Raw genomic sequence first — 25,689 nt, 5'->3', positions numbered from 1 at the left:
TTCAATATTTAAACAAAAAAGACAATTTTGTTCGGAAGATTACTTATTTTTAATACGTAGTTGAATCAGCTTTATAATTGGGAAGCGCGGTTTCCCGCGCTACAGGTAATTACATGACCAATGTTACTGATTCAAGTTTTGTGTCAGGAATATCAATAGGTACACGTGATGGTAATACATTAGATTTTGGAATCTCTCGGCGAGACGGTTTAGCTGCTTCTTTCGCTTTAACAGCCATTAGTTCATTTTCAAATTTAAAAAGCTCTGCTACATCGGTAATTCGCAGGGCATAAATCCCTTCTTTTTTCTCTTCCTCATCAATTTTCTCATACAAGAATGCAACTTGTTGTTGCAGCGACTCAGCTTGCTCTCCCATTTGTTGACGTAACTGGTCGAGTTGACCCGCTAATGCATTCTGTTTTTTTTCAATATCCAGACGAAATGCATCATTCAAATGTCTTACAGGTCTTCCCATCAATTCATCAAACTCCAGACGCCAATCTTCCATATTTTCGGGGGTAAATACGTAAGCATAAATATTACCCCATAAAGTTTTGGGCTTCATCCCCTCTACGATTCGTTCATGCAAGTCCCTGAATCCGATTCTTAGCATTATATTTTCAATTTGTTCAATTTTTTCTTCCTCTAAATCAGGAAAATCAAATGTTTTGATTAACTCTCTGTCACGAAAATGCTTGCGAACTGGTTCAGGAAAAGAATCCAAATTTTCCGGCATTTTCTCAGCGATCAATCCTTTTAAACCAAGAATTTCTTTGACCTGCTCCTGAAATTGCTCAGGAAACTTAGCCACATTTTCCTGAGTTTGTTCTTTCCATTTAAGTAGCGGTACGTATTCTTTAATCAATTGATCTAAAGCCCTCATCTTTTCTTGAGTTTGCATTAAACTTTTTTCTAAAGAATCTTGTTGCTCCCTTAAATCCTGAGTACGTGAATTATAATGAGTAAAATGTTGCAATAGTGGATGAAAACCGGTGCCTTCAATCACCAAATCAAAATAATCGCTAAAGCCATTACTCCCCTCCTTGAGCTTAACCTCGCGGACACTAAACCCGTTTAGTCCATTAAGTTTTTCTTGGAGATTTTCAGCCTTACATCTCAAATACTTACTTGTATTAAGTAATTCTTTATGTTCCTGGCTTAATGATTCACAAAGATGTCGCACCTCTCCTCGTAGTCGAGCTAGAGGTCCCTGCAATTTAGAATTTTTTCTAGCGAGCTCTTCCATTTTATTCGAGAGGACAAAGTACATCTCATGAAAAGCATAGATCGAATTGCTCTCGGCTCGTATTGCATTTAATGTATTCTTGATTGAAATCCAATCTCTGTTTTTCTGTAAACCTATTTCCGCCTCTTCTATGGCTTGGATCGCAGAATTCAATTTTCCTTTTGTTACTGCACAAATAGACTCTTCTTTACAATCATGGATGAAATCAGCGTCTAGTTTATTTCTCTTTGTGCCAATAGCTGTTAGTCCATCAAGGGTAGCTAATGTTTCTTTAATTAGAGTGCGTGTATTCTTATGTCCCCAGGGAAATATCCATAAATCTTCAAGTTTCGCTTCATGCTCTGCCAATACTCGATACAAATTCTTCATTGCACTTTGTTGCGAAAGAATTTTTTCTTCTTCGTCTAGTGTATCATCTTCGTTTAGTTTATTGGCTTCACCTAACAAATTTGCAGCGTTTAATATGTCTCTAGCTGCATCCGTTACAGCGGTACGCTCAAGCAAATATCCTAAACCACGATGTTTATCGCTAGCCCAGGAAAGACTGGTTTGCAACTCATCAACCAGTTCGGCTATTACTCCATCAAAATAAACTGCTTTTAAATCCCCCAGCTCGCTTGGCGCTTCAAGGCCAGCTTCTTTATATACCCGGAACAACTCTTGAATTACTGGTTGCATAGCGTATTTATCAGTAAATCGATCTTCAGGCAATCTATTGGCATACTCCAATAAGTGATCAATGAGATTATCTAAATTTCTTGCATCCTTCACTTGTTGAACCAATAGGGATCGCACAATGCTCTTTAAATGAGGATTATTTTCTATAAGACCACTAATGTCCTTAACAAATAATTTCACTTGGCTTGTAGCAAAAGCTTCACGATAGCTTTCTAAATTACTATCAGCAAATCGTAACATTGCTCCGTTTATATCTAATCCGGATTCAACATAACGACGTGTTTTTTTCTTCTGAGCAAGCATTTCTTTCTTGCTTGTACGTAGAGCCAATCGATTAACTTTTAATTGTTCATCTAAGGAGACCTCATCCAGATACTGACAACGTAATGCATTAATTGAACCCTCTACTAGAAAAGTCTCAGCTTTTTCTTTAAGAAGCGCCCGATGCTGATCCCAAACATAGCGTGCAGCGACTTCATAATCGGCTAGTGATTTATCTAATGCAATAGTCTGTAACTTCTTATTTGCAGTATGGCGAATATATGGATTAGGATATTTTTTTTGTGGTTTAGAATTTTCTAGACATTCATCCCAATGTTCACTCAAGGAACGAATCAAATCTTCTCTTTGTAGTACTAAGCCTGCATCTAGTGTGCGCCACTCGGTTTTTGGATAGACAAGATGTAAAAACTCTTTCCAATCTTGGAATTGTTGCAGAACAACTTGTTGTATATTACTTACTGTTTGCATGTAATGACGGGTAACAGCAACTTCCTCATTTTGCTGACGTTGCAATTCTGCTAAAGAAGCAAGTAGTTCTTTCCGTTCACTTTGGGTCTTGTAGAACCCAGATTGTAAAACGGATGCACCTTGTGTTTTATAGAGTACAACGTAATTAGCTGGCCTATCTTTTCCACCAAGACACCGTGTGACACGTTGTGCTGCACGAACATCCAAATATGTTTGAATCCCTAAAAATCCCTTCGGATGTTGTGTCTTAAAATGAGCATCTTGTGCTAGTGTTGCAGTAGTAATCGTTATGGTATTTTGTTTTCCAGACTGATTGTTAATCCATTTTTTTCGTTCATCTACTGATTCAGTACCCGTAAATGCTGCAATATGGCTTTCCCTGAATCGTGTTTTTAGTTCTTCTTCAAGAAGTTTGACTTCATTAACATCTTTCGCAAATAGGACAATAGGTTGCCCGTCTTGTGCTTGATTAATCGCTGCTGTTATAACGCGTACATGAGCGTTTTTATTTGCAATAACTGTTGTAGCCAGTTCCTCACGTTTAATTCTTCTATGCGATGATATTGTACATGCGATATCCATATCGAACTTATTGCATAGTTCAACTAACCTCTCTTTTCGACCTAAAGTATTCGAGAGGCTAATAATCCGCCCCGGTTTTTTATAGTGATCAATAAAATCCATGGTTGAAACAGAATCAATACAATGCATCTCAGGCTCAATAACGAATTCCCAATCAGGGTATTTCTTTTGTAATCGAGCATGCAGAAATTGATGCACCATAAAGCTTAACTCATCTTGAGAGGCTTTTTGATTTAAGGGAATGGCTGCATGACGTGTTGTTTTAGACGGTGGAATAATAAAATCTACCCCTTCAACGAAACGTCGCGCCTCTATAGCGGCATTAATCCATAGACTAAATTTCTTATCAGGTAAGGCGTTTAACTGCGCTTTATGCGAACCTGTTGGTGCATGCCGGTCCAAAAGCTCTTTTAACTGGGTTATATCCCGAGTTTCGCTCCAGCCTTTGTCGAGAATTCTAAATCCTTTGTGATTAATGAATTCATTAATTAAAGGATAAACCCAGGCATAAGAACTATCCTCATCATTTCCATCTCCCTTAAGAGCGAGATTAAACAAAGTCTTTTCATCTAATTCAGAGAAATCAGCTCCATAAAGAATTAGATTACTCGATAGAGGATGACCATCCTTATACGCTGTCATGTCTTCATTTTCGAGCCTGGCCCGAGAACTATATGCAGCCAGATCACCTATAGTAGAATAATTTATCCCACCAACCTGATAAGTTCCTTTCGGTGAACCCACCTCAACACGCCTGAAATGAATACCTAGAGAAGCAAAAAAATCTTCATCATGTTGAGAACTCTGAATCATCAAATCGCGATTGGGGGCACATACATCAACAGATCCACCATCAGCTTCAACCCATTGCATTACAGAAAACAGTGCAGTGGCAATGCTACCTTCGTCCGTATTGAGCTCCATCAGCATATTGTTTTGCTGATTTTTTATTGCCATTAAAACGGCAATGAGCTGTGTGGTATCAACAAATTTACCTGTAGCCCGGAAATACTGTTCTCGTAGCACAGCAAGCAATCTCAACTGATTTTTTAGTTTATCGTGGGCATCCAGATGCGGTGCTCTTATTTCGGCAATCAGTGTATCTGATAATTCACGAAGTTGCGCACGACTGACTTGCGTTAAATCATGGTGGTTTTTAATTTGGTATGTTGTTGGTCTTCCTACTGCATTGATATAGATAATTTGTTGAGCTAAATCATATTGATCCTGACTACTTAACGCGGTTCCTTCAACAATATTTTTAATATCAGCAATAACTTGAGCAACGCTTGCGGTCTCAAATTGCTCCTTCAGAACTTGGTCTGCATGTTTTATAATAACATCAAATGCATTTTTTTGTGGGGCACGTCCCGATTTAGGGTCCTTATCAAATGCATCAACATAATCCCTAAGATCGTTAACATATCCATTTAGCACATTAATAAACGGCTCCATCTCTGGATAAGGAGGATAAGTAAATAATCCCGCAAGTTCTGAAAGGTTCAACGGATTTAACTCCAGTCCTGCTTGAACCGCCAACAAGCGATGAAGATTTGCATCCGTTGTATGCTTACCCAACACAAGTAATATTTTAGCCCAATTACTTAAATCAGAATTATTAGTACCTTCTAACGTGCAGACTAAGTTATAGTAACGACTTAATTCATCCTCATCGCATTTAGTGCATGATTGCATTAATAAAGTAAGCAATGGGACTAGTGAACGCACCTCTGCCTTCGACTGAATAACCGATACGGTTTTATTAATAACTTTATTTAGTAAGTTCTCATCAACTTTCGGACCTGCTTTTTTTATTCCATTGATTAACGCATGGAGCAAATTTTCTGAAAGTTGTTTGTCCACACCTTCTAAAGATTTCAATTCAATCATGTTTTTTAATGGAAATAAGGATTGCTGAGTTAAATTATGACTAAATGAACAACGCAATAGGATTTCATATGCCTCTTCCCCAAGCATTTCTCGGTATTTTGTTAAATAAGTAACCTCGCTCAAAGCATTTTGTAGCTGGTCTGTTGAGAAATCCGGTGTTTCTTTTAATATCTTGCATAAAATGGCTAAGGGGGACGCCACTGTACAAGTTTTTACTTGACTTAAATCATCCAGTAAATTCTTTATCTGAACTACTGTTTGAGAATTTTTTCCAAGTACTGTGGACTTAATTACATTTGTTAATAATGGAATAGAGCGGTGAAACTCAATGTTATTTTGGTTTTTAATGCGAATTAATGAATTAATTAATCCATTCACTGCATTTAATTGCTCTTCCAATTTCAACAAGGCTTCATCAATAGGTAGATCAGTATCTAATTCTTTAACCTGCTTAAATAAAATACGGTCAAAATCTTTATTTGATGTTTGTAATGTATTTATAGCGGTTCTTAAACTGGCTTGGCAACCAGCGTCTATTCTGGGTCTCAGTACTGCCAGGAAGGATTTCTGTGTAAAAAACTCGTTGCCCAAAACCTGATCCATTTGTTTTCTTTCTTCTGGAAATCCAGATAAAGTCCAAAAAAACCACCTACTGCTTAACAAATTCTTTGCGTCTTGTTCTTCCTCAGCCAAAGCCTCGTGCACTCTTCGGGCATTCACGGGACGTTGTCTCAAATACCACAAAACAGATTGATGGGAGCCTATCCAGGATTCCAAATATCCCTCGAGTTTTTCTGGAAAATCTTCAAACTTACTTTGGATTTTCCAATCATCATAAGTTTGTTCAAGCACGCTAAAGAGGTTAATTTCTGTTTCGGTAATCCCATCTTTTCCTATTTTTACCTCAGGCAATTCAGCACGAACCATAGCAAGAAGCGCTTTATTTTGATTTTCAACGCTAGCAAAGGTATCTAATTCCTTTTCTGCCTCGGTAACTGAGTTAACAATTTTTATAAGTTGCTCAAGAGAAGGCAAACGATAAGAAGCCTCTATATTAATATCAGTGAGAATTGCTAATAACTGTTCTCTACGCTCAGCCCGCATAGCATTTATGGCTTCTGCCAATGCTTTTATTTTTATTTCAAATTCACTTTCGTCTTGTTCATGTTGTGATGCTTTGGTTACTTCATCACTTACCAAAGAGAGGAGCACCAAAAACGGAGATAATGACTCAGTTTGATCATGAAAAAGCTCAGATAAAGAAGTGGCTAATTTAGAAGGAAGAACTAAATGTTGAAGCAATGAAGAAAAAGGAAATTTCTGAATGGGGACCGTTTGAGCCTGTTCTATACCCGAACGCAGTTCGTAATTGTTGATAATAGATGAAGCCGCATCACCATGTTGTATCATGAGACTCAAGGCCAGAGAACATGCTTCATAAAAATCACTCTGGTCTTGTTGTGAGATTGGGACGTTCGTTTTTTGCATGAGCGACAAGAAATCAATAAGTCTTATTAACTCATTAATGCTAGGCATTAACTCCCAACTTGAATACCTTAGAGCAGTTAAAAAAACAGGAAGCACCTTTGATAACTGGTCACTCATGTGCTCATCAAAACGATTGGCTATGGCCGTAAACCTGTTAAGCAAACATGTAAAGCTGGTATAAGGGTCTTCTGTTTTAGTACATGCCTGCTCCCCCGTAGTCATCAACGCAGCGATATTGAGTAATAATACTTTATTGTCGACACTCCACTTTGAATTGTTACTAATTTCCCGCTCAATCTTTTGATATACATCCAGACTATATGCCCACTCTTGCGTGCCAATAAAACGATAGAAACGAGTTACAACCTCCTCGTAGGGAAGGTTCATGGGGCATAACCATATACCCAGCTCCTCCGGCATTGTAGGGGTTGAATAATCAAGAGTTTCTGCATCAACATTGGATTTTAAATTCATTTGCCTTGATACCAGTTTGTAATTGTTATTACGACTGGCATGATAGGCTCCATTAAGATCTAATCCATCTAAATAAGTCAACTGCTCTTCTGGATCACTGCTGTTATTTATAATGAACAATAAGCGATCTAATGTGGGCTTCATAGGACCGATATTTTCTAATGTACAGGAGAATGGCAAGGTCAGATTTTTCTTCTCCAGTTCCCCAAGAAAATAATTATAAGCTTCAAATAAATCATTAAATTCAGTATGAACACTTGTTGCTTTATGTTGAGAAACCAAAGCAATCCACCATATTTTCTGTTCAGGGCTTAATTCACTCAACTTTTTAAGATTTGCCAAACCTTGGGATGACATTAATGCAAGATAGTTTTCGGGTTGATCAAGAAATAACTTATCAAAGTCTTGAAACAACTCCTTATCATGTAATTCCTTAAGATGTTGCAATAAAAGTAAAACGCCATCAGTTCCAGTATGAATTAACACTTGAGCCAGACCTTTATAATTAAGATCAGCTAAAGGTACTATCTGGAGTAGTCGTTTTATCTTCTTTAATTTTGGTGCATCAGGTTCTGTCACGTCAGACAAAAATAAAATAAAAGCCTCTTGCCGTTGTTCCGGCGAGCTGCTTTCACTCAGTAAATCATTAAACTCTTTTCTATAACGAGCTCGGTCTTCCAAGTCATTTTTCAAGAAACTGAATTGGCGGTAAGAACCCACGATATTACGTGGATTTTCTTGAGCAAACTCAGGAACTTGCGTCAAAGGAGTCCCTTGTTCTGGATGTTGATATGGTGGTTCCTCATTATTTTTACGCTTACGCAGCGTCGCTTTTCGTTCTTGATGCAGAGCTTCATGTTGCGAGGGAATTTGATATTGGAGTTGTAAACCCATACTGGGAGTTTTTATACCTTCAACCCAATTTTTTTTAGCTTTTCGTACTCTATTCGTATGGGGATGAAAAGCGATTGCTGAGTTAGAAAACTCTTCTACTTGTTGTTGGAATTCGAAAGAAAATTTTTGTCGTTTACTGATAAGATATGCATTATCAAAAGCTAATTGATATCGAGTCAGCGGAGGGGCAATTTCAAATTTATAAGGTCTACGTCCTGGTTTTGAAAGAAAATCAACCAACTTGTTAAAGTCTTCTTGGTTAAATGCATCACACGTCAATAGTAAAGTGACTTCTCCAGAACCCAACTTATCTTGCTCGTAGGTAGTTTCTAAATAGGCAGTAAAATTATCGATCTCATCAAAGATATATTCGCCCAGAGTGATTCTCATGCAGCCATGTCCCCCAAATAATAAATACTAAGACTTTATTATCCATATAGTGCGCAAATATATCACATTTTTAATGAATAAAATATGAAAGAAGAACATTACTGACTTAAATAGGTGAATTAAAAAACATCCAAAACAGCATTCAAAAGCTGTTGTGTATAGGCTTCTTTAGGACATTTAAAAAGAGATTCACAACTCCCAAACTCGACGCCAACTCCATTCTTCATGACTAATACTTCATCGGCAATATAGGAAACCACCCCCATATTATGCGTGATAAATAAATAAGAAATGCCTGTTTCTTGCTGTAACTCCTTTAATAAATTAAGGATCTGTGCCTGCACTGAAACATCCAAAGCACTGGTTGGTTCATCACAAATCAAGATATCTGGTCCTGTAGCTAAAGCACGAGCAATGCAAATTCGTTGTCTTTGCCCACCTGAAAATTGATGAGGATAACGGTGCAAGCTACCGCTTGGTAAATTCACCTGATTGAGTAGTTCCTTTTGTCTTGCACTAATTAATGAACGTTTCATCCCTTGGGCATGCATGCCTTCGGCGATTATTTCACCTACTGTCATGCGCGGGTTCATAGAAGAAAACGGATCTTGGAAAATAATTTGTACTTTTTTTCGGTATTCTCTTAATGAACGCCCTTTTAATGCCAACACATCCTGTTCTTTATAGTGTATTTCACCACCGCTAATGGGTAATAAACGCAACAAAGCACGACTTGCTGTGGTTTTACCACACCCTGACTCACCCACCAAAGCCAACGTTTTTCCTTGCAACAAACGAAATGAAAGACCATCTACAGCTTTAAATAAAACTTTATGACGACTAAATAGACCTTTTTTCTGGATAAAACCAACGGATAAATCATTCACCGTGAGTATTGTTTTTGCCTCCGTAGTCGCCACATCCCAAACTATTTTGTTTTTTTGCAAAGGAGGTAACTCTTCAAAGTCAGGGTAGAGATGACATCGTACCAATCGGCCCTCTTGTTCTTGTAATTGCGGCTCCTCCACGGGACAGCGTTCAAAAGCATAAATACAACGAGGATGAAAACGACACCCCGTCGGCATTTCATCCAAAGCAGGTACCAATCCACGAATTACTGACAAACGTTCTTCGCGTTTTGCCAAAGAAGGTATAGAAGCCAGTAACTGCTGGACATAAGGATGTTGTTTAACTCGCGAAAAAAATTCTTCTACAGAAGATTGAGCTACCACCTGTCCTGCATACATCACACAGACCCGTGATGCCATGGCTCTCACCACTCCTAGATCATGAGTAATCAATAATAAACTCATCTGATGGGTTCTTTGTACTTTTTTTAATAAAGCAAGGATTTGAGCTTGAATTGTAACGTCCAAAGCGGTTGTTGGTTCATCAGCAATTAAAATATCAGGCTTACAGGCTAAAGCCATAGCAATAACTACCCGCTGTTTCTGTCCACCGGACAATTGATGCGGATATTGATGGATTTTAATTTCTGGTTGAGGCATTTCCACTTCATGAAGCAAAGATAATAATGCTTCTTGCAACTCTTTAGCATTAAATGAGTTACATTTTACTAAGGCCTCTGTTAACTGTTCTCCTATTGTCATTACTGGATTAAGTGCAGTCATTGGCTCTTGAAAAATCATAGCCATCTTACGACCTCTTAATTGGCGCATCATGTGTTCTGGTAAATCCAAAATATCTTGTCCATCCACATGGATTAAACTATCAATGCCATAAACACCGGATTTAGGTAACAAGCGCATTAACGCCAAAGAAGTGAGGGATTTGCCACAACCTGATTCACCCAATAAAACTAAGGTTTCACCAGGACATAAATTAAAGCTGACTTCATCCAAAGCAGGCACCGTTTTATGGTGTTGTTGAAAAGCTACAGATAATTGGTGAATTTCAGCACTGTTTTTTTGCATATGTCTTCTATTTTGCCTGGCCTAATCAAAGCGTGCATCAGGAAATCATCTTGATTCATTTCCCAGATTAAGGCTCGCCAAATCCAGGCTGCAATAACTCATCCTGATTTCTCCCGCTTGCAGAACAGGGGATCTTTATAATAGATTTACAAAGGAACTATTCGTCTTTCGTCTACTGTATCATAATATATGGTAAAATAAACCTAACTTTTATTTGAGAAATACCCATGTCAGAAAACTATACTGCCCAAGCAATTGAAGTCTTAAGTGGACTCGAACCTGTTCAACGACGCCCTGGCATGTATACCGATACGACGCGTCCAAACCACTTGGCCCAAGAAGTGATTGATAACAGTGTGGATGAGGTGCTGGCTGGCTTTGCAAGTCATATCCGCGTCACACTTCATGAAGACGGCTCTATTGAAGTGGAAGATGATGGTCGCGGCATGCCTGTGGATTTACATCCACAATTAGGCTTAAGTGGTGTCGAAGTCATTATGACTCGATTACATGCCGGAGGTAAATTTTCTGATAAAAATTACAGCTTTTCAGGTGGATTGCATGGAGTGGGTGTTTCTGTGGTAAATGCCCTTTCTGACCGTCTTGATGTAACCATCAAACGCAATGGCATTGTGTACCAAATGTCTTTTGCAAATGGTGATAAATTATGCGAATTAAATGAAACAGGTATCACTAAAAAAAGAGATACCGGCACAATTATCCGCTTTTGGCCCAATCCTAAGTATTTTGATACGACACGTATCTCCGTAAAACATTTAACCCATGTATTGAGAGCAAAAGCCGTGCTTTGCACGGGTTTATCTATGACTTTTATTAATAAGGCAACTAATGAGGAAATGCATTGGTGTTATGAACAAGGACTTATTGATTATTTAAATCAATCATTGTCCGATGGAGATTATTTACCTGAAGAACCCTTTACCGGTGAATTCAAAAGCGATGAAGCCACTGTTGACTGGGCCTTGGTTTGGTCTAATGGGTCAAATAGTGGTTTTAGTGAGAGCTATGTAAATTTAATTCCAACCATCCAAGGTGGTACTCATGTCAATGGCTTACGCTCCGGTTTATTTGATGCGATGGCAGAATTTTGTGAGCTAAGAAATCTACTTCCCAGAGGAATAAAACTTACAGCAGATGACCTATGGGAACCCTGCCAATATGTATTATCGGTTAAAATGAAAGAACCGCAATTTGCAGGTCAAACCAAAGAACGCTTAAGCTCCCGCCAAATCTCTGCCTTTGTCAGTAATGTAGTTAAAGATGCTTTTGCACTATGGCTCAATCAACATCGTAACCAAGGTGAAGCTATCGCTTCTTTGGCAATCGATCGCGCACAGAAACGTTTAAGACAAGCGAAACAAGTAGCACGTAAACGCGTGAGCCAAGGCCCCGCTCTCCCAGGTAAGTTAGCTGATTGTTTGCTGACTGATCTTAGCCAAGCTGAATTATTTTTAGTGGAAGGTGATTCCGCAGGCGGATCAGCAAAACAAGCGCGCAATAAAGATTTCCAAGCGATTTTACCGTTGCGCGGAAAGATTCTTAATTCATGGGAAGTGGATTCCTCCCAAGTCTTAGCATCTCAGGAAATTCATGATATTTCCGTCGCTATAGGAGTAGATCCAGGCTCTTCTGATCTAAGCGGGCTTCGTTACGGTAAACTATGTATTCTCGCAGACGCAGACTCAGATGGTGCCCACATTGCTACTTTGATTTGTGCTTTATTTTTACGCCACTTTAAACCACTGGTTCAAGCCGGCCATGTATTCGTCGCGATGCCGCCACTTTATCGAATCGATGCAGGTAAAGAGGTTTATTATGCCCTGGACGATGAAGAAAAGACTCGTATCCTTAACCATTTAACAACTCGAGCGAAACCCAATGTGCAACGCTTTAAAGGTCTAGGTGAAATGAATCCCATACAACTACGTGAAACAACTATGGATCCCAATACCCGACGATTGGTTCAACTCACGATGGAAGATGAGGAAGGGGCTGAAGCAATTATGGATATGATGTTAAATAAAAAACGGGCAAGCGATAGAAAAGTTTGGTTAGAAACTAAAGGTAACTTAGCTGAGGTTTAATCTTTAATGACTACTTGCTGTTTGGATTCAAACATCCTATCGATAGCAATGAAGCTAAGTGATACCGGGGATTCACTTCCATTAAGTTAAGAATTTTTTGTCATTCCCGCGAAAGCGAGAATCTATCTTAGATTGGCACTACGTCTTGCTAGAAATGGGTTCCTGCCTTTGTAGGAATGACATTCCTTAACTTAATGGCAGCCTAGAATCCTTACCTTATTTCAAGTTACACCTTCCCCGTCCTACCATAGATGTCACCATTTTAATAACGGGATAATGTTAGAATAATCATCAGTCCATAAGATTTGTTCATCACCTTTAAAAAACTGCCAATTCGTCTCTTTCGCCAATTGAAACGCCAAATGTTCATTCGCAGTCAAAAAAGCCCATTCCGAATCAAATTGATTCAAGGACAGACTACCTTTGTTATTTATATAAAGCATCTTCAGCTGTAAAAACTTTCCTGCCGCATTGATTACTGGCAATAATTGCAAATGTCGATTACTTAAATGAATCAATATGCCCCCGTCTTTTGTAATTTTCTGTTGGTATAAAGTGAATGCTTCAAGAGTTAATAAATGTATTGGGATTGCATCTGAATTAAAAGCATCCACAATAACTAAATTTTGGGAGTGTGCAGGTAATTGCTCCACTCCTAGACGGCCATCATTTTTTATGATGGTCACACCTGGGCAATCGCGTAAATAAGTAAATAACTGGGGATTCTTTGCGAGATCAATGACTTGATCATCAATTTCAATAACTTTCACCCGGTCCTCTTCTCGAAATTGACAGACCATTGTACCAATACCTAAACCAATAATTATTACTGATAAAGAGCTCCTTTGGTGTTGCATGGCAACCACGATGGGGTTAATTGCTCCATAATAAGAAGTCATCCCATTCGGCTTTTCTCCTATAACTTGCAGTCCATGTATCGTTGATTGATTAATTAAGACATGGGTCTCTTGTTTATCTACTACTTTTTTTACCCCATAAAAATCACGTGCCTGCATCAAAATAGTGTCATTTTGTGATAATGGTGAAAAAATAAATCCAAATAAAATCAATAAAGATAAAATCAAACTAATTTTACTTTTTTGCCAGACAACTATAATAATTAACGTCAATAGGGCACACACTTGAAAAGAAGAAAAACCTCCAGGCCAATGAACACCAGGGAGGCAGTAGTGAAGCAACAAAGTAATCAGAACTACAATAGGAACCCACCAACCATTCTTCTTGGGCAATTGCGGCAAAGCAAATAAGCTCAGTAAAATTGCTAAAGGATATTCATAAATCCCGTTGAACCAATGGGGCGCCAAAATCCCATTAAATACTCCCGCTAATACACCACCAAGAGCCAAACAAAAATAAAACAATGTCAGCATTTGGGGTTTAGGCCTATCTAAAAATAGCTGGCGATGACAAAGTAAGGCCAAAATGAAAAAATTCAACAAATGAAACAAAATACTTTGCCAAATATTTATTTGCCCTGCATTTAAAATAAATCCAATAATTGGAAAAATAAGGAAAAAAATACTATTTCTTGCGATCCATGGAAATGAAATCAAGGGTTTATTAGTGAATACAAGCACAAAAGTGAGCAGGTATAGAGCCAGGGGTAGCACCCAAAATAAAGGGGTTGCTGCAATATCCGTAGTAATATACAAGGTCACTCCAAGCATTAAACTGCATGGGACAAAACTTAAAAAAATCCAATACAGCATGTTTTCCCAAGGCAAGGAGATAATAATCTCATTCTTTTTTTTCAATGATTGATAACGATTAGCATAGAGAATAAAGAACAATAGAGCGACATAAATTCCATACCCTATGCTCCATAAATAAAATTGATTTTTTATTCCGATAAAACGCTCAATTACCAAAGGATAAATTAATAAAGATAAGAGACTCCCCAGATTAGAAGCAACATATAAAAAATAAGGATCTCCGGCGTCCTTTTCTTTGCTCTGGCTGTAAGCAAATTGCAACAATGGAGCTGAAGCGCCAATAACAAGTAAGGGAAATCCCAGTTGGGTTACCAAATTAGATAAAATATTCCATTCAGGAGATCCACTCATAATCAAGGGCTGAAATAAAAGAGGCAAGGCAGTGAAACTCAAAAGAATGAAAACACTATGTATCGTTCGCCATATTATAGGTTTATAAAAAAAACCAAGCACAACAGCATATCCATAGGCGAGAAGCAACAATACCTGAAAAAAAAGCATGCAAATGGTCCAAACTGCCGGTGTTCCTCCATAAACGGGCAATAAAGATTTAGCCACCATGGGCTGTATGCTAAATAAAAGAATGGCACTTAAGAATAAGGTGATGGGGAATAAAAAACGCACCAAAGCATCCTTGACTCGAAAACCTCTCATAAAGAACATTGTAAAGTTTCAAAAACTGTTATTCAACTTATCATGTTTTAGGTTATTATTTTTAAGCTTTCAAAAACGCCAAGCAAATGAAAACTAACGTGCTTTTAAAGACAGTTTCTACGATGCATTCACGACCACGTTATCCTGAGGAGTTTACGACGAAAAATCTCCTGATTTTTATTTCTACCCATCTTCTGGAAATCTCTCACTGCGTTCGGGATTAACATATCCTCGGTTTTTTGGTCTACCGTTTAAAAATAAAGCCCAGGGTCCCGCTTCGTTTCACCAGACAACGATTTTCTGTCATTACCCTCATTCCTGAGAAGATGACTCGCCAATTCTTTTATAATCTTTTTCACCAAAAATGGCTGATCCAAATTGGTAATATTTAAATTCCAGCAAATTATTGCTGGGATCTTTCAAGAAAAAAGATTCATGTTCAATTCGAGTATCTTTAAAACGTATTTTCAATGGAATCTCAAAAGAAATCTGTTCCTTTTTAAGATGTTCCACAAAGGCATCAAACTCATCTCGCTCAAGAAAAATTAAACCAAAATGTCTCGGATAGATGCCCTCTTGTGGGGGAAGAATAGTGTCAATTTTATGGGCAACAACTTGATGATTACCAAATTCTAAAATCAATGCATGTTCGGATTCACGTCCTAATGAAAAACCTAATTGATGATGATAAAACTGTTTCGCTAAGGCGAGATCATGCACTGGAAACGCAAGATGAAATAAAGTCTTCATCATACTCCTTGTAATAGTATTTTATAAAAGAATAGCAAAGCAAATTCCCCTTAAGATATAAAATTTATATTAATTAACAAATAAGTGTGTAAAAATATTTACTCTATTTAATCCAATGTTACATAAAATGCATTTGAACTCTATTTTTGATTACATAATTCATATTGATGTCTATTTAAATACCATCGTTTCAACTTATGGTTTTTGGACCTATTTGCTTTTATTTGCGGTGATTTTCTGTGAAACAGGGCTAATAGTGACCCCATTTTTACCAGGTGATTCCTTGCTTTTTGCTGCAGGGAGTATTTCAGCCCAAGCTGGAAACCCATTAAATATTTCGATTTTATTTTTCCTACTTTTTCTTGCTTCAGTTTTAGGAAATCAAATCAATTTTATGATTGGACGCTTACTCGGACCAAGAATTTTTTCTGCTGATAAGTCCTGGTTACTTAATAAAAAACACTTACAAGAAACTCATGCATTTTATGAAAAACACGGAGGTAAAACGATCATTTTTGCCCGTTTCCTTCCAATCATACGTACTTTCGCTCCTTTTGTTGCGGGTATAGGCTCGATGCGTGTTCTTCATTTTACCCTTTACAATTTAGTAAGCGCCTTAATATGGATCCTAAGCCTATTGAGTTTAGGTTACTTCCTAGGTTCAATTCCCATAGTTAAAGAAAATTTCTCGATAGTAATTTACGGCATTATTTTCATCTCTCTATTACCTCCTGTTCTTACTTTACTAAATCGAAAGCGAACTTTGGGCAAATAGAAAGTAACCTGAATTTTACATTCAGGTTACAAACCCTAATCAACTATATTGGTACGCCGCATCTGGAATTAACAACTCTTGAAATTCGGCCAATATATCAGAATAATTTTTAGAAATATCTTTAAGATTCATTTCTCTTTTTAATATATCTTTTAATAAACCCTGTAAGAGCATCGTCCTAAATGAATGCGGATGAGTGTTACCGTTTTTACTATCGCGTAGATAATCAATTAGCATTTTTTTGGCTTGAGTAAGAGATGTTTCAGCAACAAATTCTCCACCAGTCTTAGATAACCCATCATTAAACTTAGTGAACTCACCATTAAAATTCCGAGCTCGTACCCTACCGGAATTACTATGTCTATGAAAAATTGAAAAAAAAATTCCTTCACTGTAAGAACAATAGTCCAGGACCGCTCTATTTACTATTCGGATTAACCGATTCAATTCTCTTTGCTCTGCTTTTGAAGTCATCAACTCCAAGGGTATCTCTTCACGTTGACTGAAAAAATTGCGTTTATCAGAAAAATCTTGGGGTCTACTCGGCTTTTTGTTATGCCCTTTTGCAACATTCATTCGTACAGGCTGAATTTTACCTTGAACACCCGGTTTCTTTTTCTGTGAGTCTACATCTAGAACAGTTAATGTAACCGTATCTTTCTCTTTCCCAGTTTGATTTTGGACATGAGGTTCCGAGTCCAAACTTTTTATGTTCTTTCTGTTTAAACCGAGCGAAGTAACTCCAGAGGAATCGTGAGATTGAGCGGAAGCTTTTCGGGATTTAGTTATTGCTACTTTTGTAGTCCAATGAATATTATTCTGGTTATTTAGCGTAATAGTATGTTGCGAAGGTATATCCTGGTATTCATATCGCTGCATCCCATTTTCCAACGTATGCAGATTCACCTCAAATGCATTAGCTAAATAATCCAGTTCCAAATGAGTTGCCCAAACAGAATCTTGAGTAATGTTTTGTAATGCCTGAATTACTGGGGAATTAAATTTAGGTTCGGTCAAGAGTGTAATAGTCCCTGGAGCGACCTCTTCACCATAAATTAATGAGATAAATAATGGTACCAACACCAATGCTTCGTGTTCCTCCACAATGCTGGAATGATTAATTTTTTTAAACGCTTCTTTAATGGCAGCGGATGAAAGAAATTGGTTGAAACGGGGATCTAAATCAGTTCCATGATACATTTCAGCAAATTTTCTATAGGTACTTATTGCTACTAATGCTCTATATTCATCATTTTTTTGCGCCGATGTGCATGCCCAGCGTAATTCGTCGATCTGCAAATTATAAGTCATTAATCTTAATGCTCTTTGCAATACTTCGAGTAATTTGTTATCAGGTTTGTCAAAATCAAATTTGCAAATGGCCTCATAATAATCTGTTATTGAGGGGTCCAATTGAGTCCATTTGTAAAAAGTTATTCCATTTCCTTCTTGTTGAATAATATTAATTAAACCAATTGCGAAGGCATAATAACCACAATTACCTTTGGCAGGATTATCGATTATTCTTTCTTGCAACTCTATAATAAGGTTATCTTCGGGGCTGAGATTAGCCGTGGATTGTTCCTTGCTACTTTCAGTTTTACTCATAGACATTGATTTTTGCTCCCCCCCCGATTTCACATCTAGGAATACAAGATGCTCACATATTATGCTACGAGAGAGGTTAACTCGCAATAGTAAGTATTCTGTTTTAAGAACAAGTAGGCTAATTTACAATGAGCAATTGCGATAGCATGCCCTTTTGAATCCAGCCCTTTAAATAAGAAGCAGCCGTCATACCCACTTCTTCAGGTTGTATCCATTGACATAATCCTTCACAAAGAGCACCAAACGATAGTCCTTGCGATAAGCCATCCAAAGCCCAAGCTTCTTCTTGAGATAAACTGTAAAATTGAATTTTATATTCTGGTGCACGCCAGACGACCCAAGCAGTGGACTCCGAACTTTGTTGCAATTCAGGCAGTTCCCGATCATGAACTAAAGCCTGCCAAAGGGGAATGATGTTCCATGAGTAATTGATTTTTTGTAGGGATGGATGAAGCACAAATTGTAAATTCGCCCACGCCTCAGGAGGAATAGTAGCCATATCCTCAACCCGTACAACCTGGTCATCAGCAGCATCAAAAGCCCAGTTCATTTTCCATTCAAAATCAGCGAGTTCTGCTAAATAAGGATATTGCGAGTAATTGTGTTTAATGAAATCAGATAATAAATCACCATACCAGCGAATTGAACGATAAGAAGAAGGGTGGGCGTCAATATAATAAGTTGCTAACGTGTTAAATTCCTCAGTCCCTAAATAAGCATATAGGGCAGGAAAATTAATACTCAAACTTTCAATAAGTCGAAGTTTGTACGCATCACGATATATGCTTAAACGAGTATCTACCGAAACCAATTCAGTTTGCACAATGGACTCACGAATTGCTGCCTGACCTGATAATAGAAATTTTTGAAATTGATCTTCTAACTGTAAAAGTCCACTCATACATGCACCTCCTCAATCAAAATTGATTCAGCAATCCGCCTTGCATGATTGATTTCCGCAAGCAACTCTGCAAAAGGAGGCATGTTATCATCCCGTTCAATCATTGACGATATTGGCCCCAAACGCTGTAATGTTGCAGCGTAAAGATCCCAAACGGGTTGAATTACGGGTGCATCATGCGTATCAATAATGTAATTCCCATGATTCGAATGTCCTGCTAAATGGATTTGGGCGACACGCTCAGGAGGCATGGCAAAAATATAATCCATTGGATTAAACTGATGGTTGACCGAACTGACATAAACGTTATTCACGTCTAATAAAATATAACAATCCGCTTGTTTTACAATTTCCAGGATAAATTCCCACTCCGACATTTCAGATTGTTTGTATGTTAGATAACTGGAAACGTTTTCAATTAAAATGGGCCGTCCTAAAAAATCTTGTACTTGTTGGATTCTCGATACAATGTGACTTACAGCTTCGCGTGTATAGGGTATAGGTAACAAATCATGTGCATTAATTCCGTTAACACCTGTCCAGCATAAATGATCAGAAATCCATACGGGTTCAATTCGAGTTGCGAGTTTCTTTAATTGCTTTAAATAATCACTATCCAGTGGATCAGTACTTCCTAATGAAAGGGATACACCATGCATTACGATGGGATAATGGGATCGTATTTGGTCAAGATAATAAAGTGGCTTTCCGCCCGGAACCATATAATTTTCAGTGAGTATCTCAAACCAATCTAAATTAGGCTTTTGCTGCAAGATTTCTTCATAATAATCGGGTCGTAATCCCAATCCAAACCCTAAGAAAGGCATTTTTTTAGTCACTTTATATTTTGGGCTTTCCATACATTAAATCCGAGGAATAGATAAAACCAGGCATGCATTTGCATACCTGGAATAATGCGAAACTCAATTGAAATTATTGAGCTACAGTACCACCAGCTTTTTGGCAGTCTTCTTTAGTCATTTCAGCGATTCCCTTGCCTTTGCAAGCATTTTGGCCTTTGCAAGCATTGTCAGCAGTTTTGCAAGCGCCTTGTCCTTTACAAGTGTTACCACCTTGGCATTTTACCATACCAGCAGCAGCATCATCTGCTGCAAAAGCAGGAGCAATAGCAAACATAGAAGCAGCACCAATTGCTAAAGCAACGCCAGTTAATTGTAATTTGTTCATTTACTTAATTCCTTTTAGAGTTAGTTAAATAAGCTATAGGCAAAATATAATTTAGCCACTTGCATTTTAGGAAGTAAAATTTAATTTTGTCAAGTTCACCTTTGAAAAATAATGGTTTTCCTTAAAGTGTAATCTTCAATGCAGCACACGCTTTATCATAAATTTCGATCATGTCCTTCATGTCGGTGCGCGTAAATGGGTGTAAATCGACAAACTCTCTAATTGCTGTTACCTGACGCAGAATCGCAACACGTTGCTTATCGCTGCGCAAATGAGGTGCGATGCGGGTAAAGTTTTGCAACATCCGTATTAGAATTGCCGGATTACTTCCCCCTGACTCTCGAATCATATCAAATGCGGCACCAACGAGACGGGAAAATTGTACAGGCACTTCAATAAGTCGAGTACGCCCTGCTTCATCTTGCCAAGATTCCCCAGTTTCAGGCAGATCAACTAAAACACTAATATTGTTAGTAAGCCAATCAACACACGCAACCCCGGTAAAAGTATCATTAATTGCATCTCCCAAAGCACGAGTCCCAATTTCAACAATTTGGGCAATAGCAAATTCCGGATCTTGTGATAATGTTCGATTTGGTCCTATGCGCAAAGTGTCATGGATGGTTTTTATTAAAATATGACCTTTTTCCTTGGGGATAATCTCAGCCAGGGTTGTATCAGTAATGACAAAATGACCTGGGCGAACTTTTAAAATAATCACCGCATCTTCACGTGTAGCAGCTTTGATTAACTTACTATAATTGATTGACTGTAAATAGCCTGGATTACTAGCAAGAACTGAATATCCCTCATCCAATGAGCGTTTACGTAATACCTCAGGATGCTCCTCTGCTGCGATATTTGCACTTTCCTTGGTGCGCTCCTTCCTCAATGCGACATAGTTAGTAATTACCCGAGACAAATCTTCATCAACTTTAGCAATCAAATTTCCGGTTTGAATCTCTTTGCGGATATTTTGGCTAAAATTAATCAGTGCTGCAAATGAGAGAATCATCATCAAAACAGCAGTTAACGTAGTCAAATGAGGTACAAATTCATGTCCATCCTGATACCGAACGACGACTAAGGTAAATAAACTAAAAAGAAACGTAGATGAGAATAGGCCTATTGTTCCTTGTCCATTCTGCTCAATGATAAATCGACGTAAAAGACGAGGGCCAAACTGAGTTGATGCCATGGATAACACCAGAAGTACAACAGAAAAAACAAGGCCCAGAACGGTACTCACTGCACCAATAATTGCAACAAGCATCACTCTGGCATCATCAACATCACCTATTGAAATCCAGCCTGGGTATTTGATATTACCCTTATGAGCCTGGACATCAAGAAACATGGTTAGGGCAAATAAGGCACAAGCAAGCAGACAGATACCCAGAACCGCGATACGCAAGTCTGTTCCAGTTCGTTCATCAGCATCAAACTCACTGTAATTATGTGACACGCTCCCTTTCTCCTTTTCCCTGGTAAAAAGAATAACTTATAAATTAAAGATTATTATTTAAAGGCTTTATCCTTGCAAGGCACCCTTAATTAAAAACATGTCTATAATTAAGGATAATTAGCGGACTATTAATAATAAAATATGAATCAACCCCTATTCACACCAAAAGAGATTTTTGAATTCATTCAGCAACATGAGCCTTTTAGTTTCATGAGCGAAGCATGTCTTTCAAAACTTTCCCGTGTTTTGGAGATAGAATCTCGAACTGCTGATTCCCTTTTGATTCAAAAAGGGGAAAACATGAATGATCTTTACATTCTAATTAAAGGCCGCCTTTACTATCAGGTAACAGATTCCGAAGGGAATGTGACGTTTCAAGGCGAGTTACATGAGGGCGCAATCATCGGTGAAATGGCTCTTTTATCTGATTTGCCCCGCTCTGCTAATGTCTATACATTACGCGACAGCATCATCTTGAAATTATCGAAGAAAAATTTTTTAAAATTATGTAGATCCTATCCAGAACTACTTAATAAAATAACTCAATTCACAATTAAGCGATTAACCGATTCACTACAGGGAATGCATGCTGCCTCCTCACGGAATAAATCAATTGCTTTAATTCCTATACAACCCATAAAAGACCTCGAATTTCAATTACAAGAAATGATTTTTCGTTTTTCTTATGGGGAAAAAATTCTTTTATTAACCAGTAGTTGCTTAGAGAAAAGACAAGACCTCTTAGATGACAATGGGAATATGAGTAATGAGGGAATTTTATGGATTAACCAGCTCGAAAAAGAGTACTCTTTTATTTTTTATCTAGCCGATGAAACAATAACAAATTGGACTAAATTTTGTGCCCGTCAAGCAGATTCGCTCGCCTATTTAGCGCTTGCCGAAGAACATGAAGCTGACTTATCTGAAGTAGAGCATTACATGTTAAATATGCAACATAATTTTATTAAACGAAATGTATTAGTACTTCTTCACCAAACTGCAAACCCACCTAGAAATACTAAAAACTGGCTAGAAAAACGAGCCGTAAATGGCCATTTTCATGTTCGAAGCAATACAGATGAAGGTATTTCTCGCATGATGCGAATCTTCACTGACAATACCATTTCTTTAGTTCTCAGCGGTGGTGGAGCACGCGGTCTTGCGCACATCGGTGTTTATCGCTTATTAGAAGAACGGGGAATACCGGTAGATTACATTGCCGGAACAAGTATGGGTGCAATGCTTGCCGCTGTTTTAGCGAAGGGATATTCTTCGAGTGAGCTCTTAAAATATGTAGAAGAATATTTAATCAAAGGAGCGAAAATTGATTTTACCTTCCCATATATTGCAATTGCTACCGGCAGAAGAGCCACAGACAGCTTAATTGAACTCTATGGTGAGGACAGTCAAATTGAAGATTTGTGGCTGAACTACTTTTGTGTCTCAACGGACTTAATCAGCAAAAATTTATATATTCATGATAGAGGACGGTTATGGGAATCAATTCGCTCGAGTATATCCTTACCCTTTATCTACCCACCGGTATCATTTAATGACAAACTGCTTATTGATGGTGGAGTATTGAATAACATACCTACTGATGTCATGAGACGGTATTCTCACAGTAGTAAAATTATTGCTTCGAATGTGAATAATAATAGTAGCCTCTTCAAATTAACGCCAATACCTTATTCACTTTCAGGTTGGAAGTTGCTTTACAACAAATTCATGGGGAAAGAATCAATATTGCCCATTAATTTAGGTGAGTTGGTGTTGCGATTATTAACCATCAGCTCCCATCAAAATACGGCAAAAATGATGGCCATGGCAGACTATGGTATTACTTTAAAAGTAGACCAGTTCGGTATTTTGGATTTTAAAAAATACAAAGAAATTACCGAAGCAGGCTATGAACAAGCAAAAGCTCAACTTACCGCTCAAAATTTAGCTGAGTTATTAAAGAGAAACCCTTCGTATCCTACGAGCAATGCAATGTAATTTGAGCTTTAAATTCAAACCTATTTTTTTGCCTTACGCGCCATCACCTGATCAAAGATAGCTCTTTTTTCTGGAGGCAAGGACTCTCGCCGCAAAGCCATCATTTCTTCAAGAGAACCTTGGATGCAATCTGGAGTAAGACGATCGAGAATTAAAAAGCCATTTAAATGATCAATTTCATGCTGTAAAACCCGAGCATAAAATCCTTCCTCCATATTCTGATGAAACTGGCCTGACTCATCATAATAGCTCACTGTAATTTGCTCATATCGAGGGACCTTTCCTGATTTGCTGGAAACAGAATAACACCCTTCGAAATCATGATGCATGACAGAACCTGACACTGGCTCATAGCTTGGATTAATCATCGCATGCATAGAATAGAATTTTTTAACATTATCCCTTAATAAAGTTGCCTCTTCAGGAATGTATACGGTAATGATTCTTCTTGGAAAATTAACCTGGGGAGCCGCCAAACCAACACCACCTAACTCATACAATTTACTTTTCATAGCAGTGATTAAATCTTTATCTGCTTGACTTAAAGGAAACTGAACCTCTTGGGCGTTACTTTTTAGAACCTGACGGTATTCAGGCTGTTCTATAGTTACTATATCCATAATCATACTCATTGAATTCCCGATTAAGAATAAAAATAGCATAATGCCTAAGCATAATCTGTCCATGACTGAAAGAAACTCGAGCATGAACTAAAAATAGTCTGTAGATTAATCATCGCAAATATCTTCAAATGATTGTATACATGTACTTATATGATGCAAAGCATGTATGGATGATAAATTGACAATGATTGGCATGATTATTATAAGCTGTTATTTTTTCGCGCAATCTTACTCCAAAAAATAGAGTGTTTCAAATTAAGAGTTACCCTTAATTCTTGACAATAAGAACTGTGGTAGAATTTCCTATTTCTCAAGATGCCTATCGCCCATGCACAGTACAAACAAGATATACCTGCGCCAATTAAATCAATATGATGAAGCGAATTTTCTCTTGACCATGCAAAAAAGCCGGAACTTCCACTACCCTTTTGTTACTGCACCCCAAACTCGTGAAGAATTCCAAGCCTATATACAAAAATTCGAGCACGAGGATCGTCGATGCTTTTTGGCATTAAATCAACACGATCACATTATCGGTGTCTTCAATATTAATGAAATAATTCAAGGCGTATTTCAAAGCGCCTATATGGGATATTTTGCATCAGTAACTTATGCGGGCCAAGGCTTAATGAGTCAGGCATTAAAGCTGGTTTTAAAAGAAATTTTCTTAGAACTAAAACTGCATCGGATTGAAGCAAACATTCAACCAACCAATACTGCATCCATCCACCTAGCCACCCAAAATGGTTTTCTCAAGGAAGGGTTTTCACCAAGATACTTAAAAATTAATGGCATATGGTGTGATCATTTTCGTTTTGCTCTCACCTACGAGGATTGGTTAGCCAATCAATAACGAAATTTACCACACCCTGCTTAATAATTGTCGATAACCTGTAATGACTTGATCTGCAAGCAAAAACTGATTTCGACCATATGTTGTGGTCAAACCAATTACCTGCATTCCGGCCGCTTTAGCTGCCTTTATTCCATGCAGTGTATCTTCGATGACTAAACAACGTCCTGGGATCACATTGAGACGTGTCGCCGCTAATAAATACCCTTCAGGAGATGGCTTTCCGCTTTGTACGTCCTCGGTTGTCACAATTGCATCAAAATAAGCCTGCAATTTACCCTGTCTGACTCTAGAAAGTACTGCCGATATTTCACTACGGCTGGATCCACTACAAATGGCAATTTTATTTACTTTAGAAGCTATTTTAAAAATAAATTGTTCAAAGTCTACAATCAGCGGCAACGGGTTGCAGGTATTAATAATATGAACGTAGACCTCGGATTTCTGTTGAATCAAACGTTTAGTTTCCGTATCAGAACTACTAACACCCTTATTGTGCAATAGCTTAGGGAACAGATCTTTATCGGCTAGACCTAAATAGTTTTCCATATATTCAGAATAACTTATGCTTATTCCTAGGGGCTTAAGAACATAACAACAGGCGTCATAATGAATGGGCTCACTATCTAAAATAACACCGTCAAAATCAAAGATAATCGCATCATACATGATATTCCCAAGTACCTTATTAAGCTGAGTTTCATAGAAAC

At 37.9% G+C, this 25,689-nt stretch carries 15 protein-coding genes; 4 read left to right on the top strand and 11 right to left on the bottom strand.

The genetic code is table 11. From position 1 onward, the window contains the following. Positions 1-109 precede the first annotated feature (109 nt). Both ACWTEW_RS21195 and ACWTEW_RS21190 read right to left on the bottom strand, forming a co-directional pair. Positions 110-8,392 carry a hypothetical protein gene (locus tag ACWTEW_RS21195; protein ID WP_454780493.1) on the bottom strand — a complete coding sequence of 2,761 codons (8,283 nt, stop codon included), beginning with the start codon at positions 8,390-8,392 and terminating at the stop codon, positions 110-112. A 119-nt stretch (positions 8,393-8,511) separates the two neighbouring features. Next, positions 8,512-10,326 (bottom strand): ABC transporter ATP-binding protein, encoded by a 1,815-nt coding sequence (locus tag ACWTEW_RS21190; protein WP_454780492.1) that lies wholly within the window; start codon positions 10,324-10,326, stop codon positions 8,512-8,514. A 227-nt stretch (positions 10,327-10,553) separates the two neighbouring features. Between ACWTEW_RS21190 and parE the strand changes: the two genes are divergently transcribed. Then, the gene (gene parE, locus ACWTEW_RS21185) at positions 10,554-12,431 is read left to right on the top strand and encodes a DNA topoisomerase IV subunit B (RefSeq protein WP_454780491.1); all 1,878 of its coding nucleotides are present in this window, start codon (positions 10,554-10,556) and stop codon (positions 12,429-12,431) included. Positions 12,432-12,685: 254 nt separating this feature from the next. On the opposite strand, the gene ACWTEW_RS21180 is transcribed toward parE, so the two are convergent. After that, positions 12,686-14,791, bottom strand: coding sequence for a spermidine synthase (locus ACWTEW_RS21180; protein WP_454780729.1), 2,106 nt, complete (start codon positions 14,789-14,791; stop codon positions 12,686-12,688). Positions 14,792-15,130: 339 nt separating this feature from the next. After that, positions 15,131-15,571 (bottom strand): VOC family protein, encoded by a 441-nt coding sequence (locus ACWTEW_RS21175; RefSeq protein WP_454780490.1) that lies wholly within the window; start codon positions 15,569-15,571, stop codon positions 15,131-15,133. Positions 15,572-15,695: 124 nt separating this feature from the next. Here ACWTEW_RS21175 and ACWTEW_RS21170 point away from each other — a divergent pair, with 124 nt between their 5' ends. Beyond that, the gene (locus ACWTEW_RS21170; protein WP_454780489.1) at positions 15,696-16,343 is read left to right on the top strand and encodes a DedA family protein; all 648 of its coding nucleotides are present in this window, start codon (positions 15,696-15,698) and stop codon (positions 16,341-16,343) included. 39 nt (positions 16,344-16,382) lie between these two features. Here the strand turns inward: ACWTEW_RS21170 and ACWTEW_RS21165 are convergent, their stop codons facing one another. The 5 genes from ACWTEW_RS21165 to ACWTEW_RS21145 form a co-directional block, all read right to left on the bottom strand. Continuing rightward, a complete protein-coding gene (locus ACWTEW_RS21165; RefSeq protein WP_454780488.1) occupies positions 16,383-17,957 on the bottom strand; it encodes an OTU domain-containing protein in 1,575 nt (524 codons plus the stop codon). Positions 17,958-18,069: 112 nt separating this feature from the next. Next, positions 18,070-18,852, bottom strand: a complete 783-nt coding sequence (locus ACWTEW_RS21160) for an HvfC/BufC N-terminal domain-containing protein (protein WP_454780487.1) — start codon at positions 18,850-18,852, stop codon at positions 18,070-18,072. Beyond that, positions 18,849-19,712 (bottom strand): MNIO family bufferin maturase, encoded by an 864-nt coding sequence (gene bufB / locus ACWTEW_RS21155; RefSeq protein WP_454780486.1) that lies wholly within the window; start codon positions 19,710-19,712, stop codon positions 18,849-18,851. Before bufB ends, ACWTEW_RS21160 begins: the two co-directional genes overlap by 4 nt. Positions 19,713-19,785: 73 nt before the next feature. Continuing rightward, complete coding sequence (gene bufA2, locus ACWTEW_RS21150) at positions 19,786-20,040, bottom strand: BufA2 family periplasmic bufferin-type metallophore (RefSeq protein ID WP_454780485.1); 255 nt, start codon at positions 20,038-20,040, stop codon at positions 19,786-19,788. A 121-nt stretch (positions 20,041-20,161) separates the two neighbouring features. Further along, positions 20,162-21,505, bottom strand: coding sequence for a DUF2254 domain-containing protein (locus tag ACWTEW_RS21145; protein WP_454780484.1), 1,344 nt, complete (start codon positions 21,503-21,505; stop codon positions 20,162-20,164). A gap of 141 nt (positions 21,506-21,646) precedes the next feature. On the opposite strand from ACWTEW_RS21145, the gene ACWTEW_RS21140 reads away from it, so the two are divergent. After that, positions 21,647-23,503, top strand: a complete 1,857-nt coding sequence (locus ACWTEW_RS21140) for a cyclic nucleotide-binding and patatin-like phospholipase domain-containing protein (protein WP_454780483.1) — start codon at positions 21,647-21,649, stop codon at positions 23,501-23,503. A gap of 20 nt (positions 23,504-23,523) precedes the next feature. Here the strand turns inward: ACWTEW_RS21140 and def are convergent, their stop codons facing one another. Next, positions 23,524-24,129 carry a peptide deformylase gene (def, locus tag ACWTEW_RS21135; protein WP_454780728.1) on the bottom strand — a complete coding sequence of 202 codons (606 nt, stop codon included), beginning with the start codon at positions 24,127-24,129 and terminating at the stop codon, positions 23,524-23,526. 325 nt (positions 24,130-24,454) lie between these two features. Between def and ACWTEW_RS21130 the strand changes: the two genes are divergently transcribed. Then, positions 24,455-24,979 carry a GNAT family N-acetyltransferase gene (locus ACWTEW_RS21130; RefSeq protein ID WP_454780482.1) on the top strand — a complete coding sequence of 175 codons (525 nt, stop codon included), beginning with the start codon at positions 24,455-24,457 and terminating at the stop codon, positions 24,977-24,979. A 6-nt stretch (positions 24,980-24,985) separates the two neighbouring features. Here ACWTEW_RS21130 and ACWTEW_RS21125 read toward each other — a convergent pair whose 3' ends face one another. After that, positions 24,986-25,648 (bottom strand): HAD family hydrolase, encoded by a 663-nt coding sequence (locus ACWTEW_RS21125; protein WP_454780481.1) that lies wholly within the window; start codon positions 25,646-25,648, stop codon positions 24,986-24,988. Positions 25,649-25,689: the final 41 nt, after the last annotated feature.

The organism is Legionella stuttgartensis, from assembly GCF_977063405.2.
This window is presented reverse-complemented; position numbering and strand designations above follow the sequence as displayed.